This is a genomic window from Pseudomonas sp. BS-2016, assembly GCF_001806145.1.
In the GTDB taxonomy this organism is placed as follows: domain Bacteria; phylum Pseudomonadota; class Gammaproteobacteria; order Pseudomonadales; family Pseudomonadaceae; genus Aquipseudomonas; species Aquipseudomonas lundensis.
The window spans coordinates 1-1,844 of the sequence record NZ_MLCT01000187.1 but is presented as its reverse complement, the minus strand read 5'-3'; the positions used below and the strand labels follow the sequence as shown (position 1 = coordinate 1,844).

1 protein-coding gene and 1 pseudogene are annotated in these 1,844 nt (G+C 60.8%); one reads left to right on the top strand and one right to left on the bottom strand.

Annotated elements, in window-relative coordinates; genetic code table 11:
• Positions 1–174 (bottom strand): annotated as a pseudogene (locus BKD70_RS24965) (DUF533 domain-containing protein); the annotation flags it as partial.
• Positions 175–478: 304 nt separating this feature from the next.
• Between BKD70_RS24965 and BKD70_RS23615 the strand changes: the two are divergent.
• A partial coding sequence (locus tag BKD70_RS23615) for a glucan biosynthesis protein D (RefSeq protein WP_070415507.1) occupies positions 479–1,844 on the top strand: 1,366 nt, incomplete at its 3' end.

Below are 1,844 nucleotides of genomic sequence, written 5' to 3'. Positions count from 1 at the left end.
CCCCGCCGCCAGGGCGCCGCCGCCGGCACCGCCGAGCATGCTGCCGAGCCCGCCACCGCTGAGCAAGCCGCCGAGGGCGCCCTTGTCATTGGATTTGCGTTGGCCGCCGGCCTTGTTTTGCAACATGTCCTGGCCAGACTTGAGCAACTGATCGAGCAATCCACGGGTATTCATTCGTAGCCTCCAGACACTTGGGTTCGTAGGACCAATAGGCCTCCAGCGTAAAACTAAGTGCCAAAAAGCCGCGATCTAGAGTGCTTCCAGATGTAACGTCCTCCTGCGATGCTGGAAATGTCTTGTTGCACATGCAACGCCATCATCCCGCCATCAATCAATTTGCCTTGTTCATCGAACCGCTTAAGCTATCCGGCGTCTGTTTATTGTCCGTTGCGTTTGGCCGAAGGCATGTCCGAACCGTTATTTCTGATCCGATACGTGCCAGGAACGGCGCGGGATTTGCTCACGACAGGTTGTCTCTATGCACCGCAGGAATTTGCTCAAAGCATCCATGGCCATTGCGGCTTACACCGGTTTGTCGGCCAGTGGCCTGCTGGCCGCGCAGGCCTGGGCCGGGAATCGGGCTGCCGATGGCAAGGCCGTGGCGTTCGATTTCGAATCGCTCAAGGCCCAGGCCAAGCAATTGGCCACCCGTGGCTACCAGGACACTAAGCAGGTGCTGCCGCCGACCCTGGCCACCATGACCCCGCAGAATTTCAACGCCATCGGCTATGACCGTAACCATTCGCTGTGGAAGGAGTTGAACGGCCAACTGGACGTGCAGTTCTTCCACGTCGGCATGGGCTTCAAGACGCCGGTGCGTATGCACAGCGTCGACCCAAAGACCCGTGAAGCCCGCGAAGTGCATTTTCGCCCTTCACTGTTCAACTATGAAAAAACCACGGTGGACACCCAGCAACTGACCGGGGACCTGGGTTTCTCCGGCTTCAAGCTGTTCAAGGCGCCGGAGTTGGACCGCCATGACGTGCTGTCGTTTCTCGGCGCCAGCTACTTCCGTGCGGTGGATTCCACCGGCCAGTACGGCCTCTCGGCGCGTGGCCTGGCGATTGATACCTACGCGAAAAAACGCGAGGAATTCCCCGATTTCACGCAGTTCTGGTTCGAAACTCCGGACAAGAACGCCACGCGCTTTGTGGTCTACGCCCTGCTCGACTCGCCAAGCGCCACCGGCGCCTACCGCTTCGATATCGACTGCCAGGCCAACCAAGTGGTGATGGCGATCGACGCGCACATCAATGCGCGCACCGCCATCGAGCAACTGGGCATCGCGCCCATGACCAGTATGTTCAGCTGCGGCACCCATGAGCGCCGCATGTGCGACACCATCCACCCGCAAATCCACGACTCGGACCGCCTGGCCATGTGGCGCGGCAACGGCGAGTGGATCTGCCGGCCCCTGAACAACCCGGCCAAGCTGCAATTCAACGCGTTCGCCGACACCAACCCCAAAGGCTTCGGCCTGGTGCAGACCGACCATGAGTTCGCCAGCTACCAGGACACCGTCGACTGGTACAGCAAACGCCCAAGCCTGTGGGTTGAACCGACCACGGCCTGGGGCGAAGGCTCCATCGACTTGCTGGAAATCCCCACCACTGGCGAAACCCTGGACAATATCGTGGCCTTCTGGACCCCGAAAAAGCCCGTGGCCGCGGGTGATTCGCTCAACTACGGCTACAAGCTGTACTGGAGCGCACTGCCGCCGGTGAGCACGCCGCTGGCACAGGTCGACGCGACCCGTTCGGGCATGGGCGGCTTTACCGAAGGCTGGGCACCCGGCGAGCATTATCCGAAGGTATGGGCGCGGCGTTTCGCCGTAGACTTCAAGG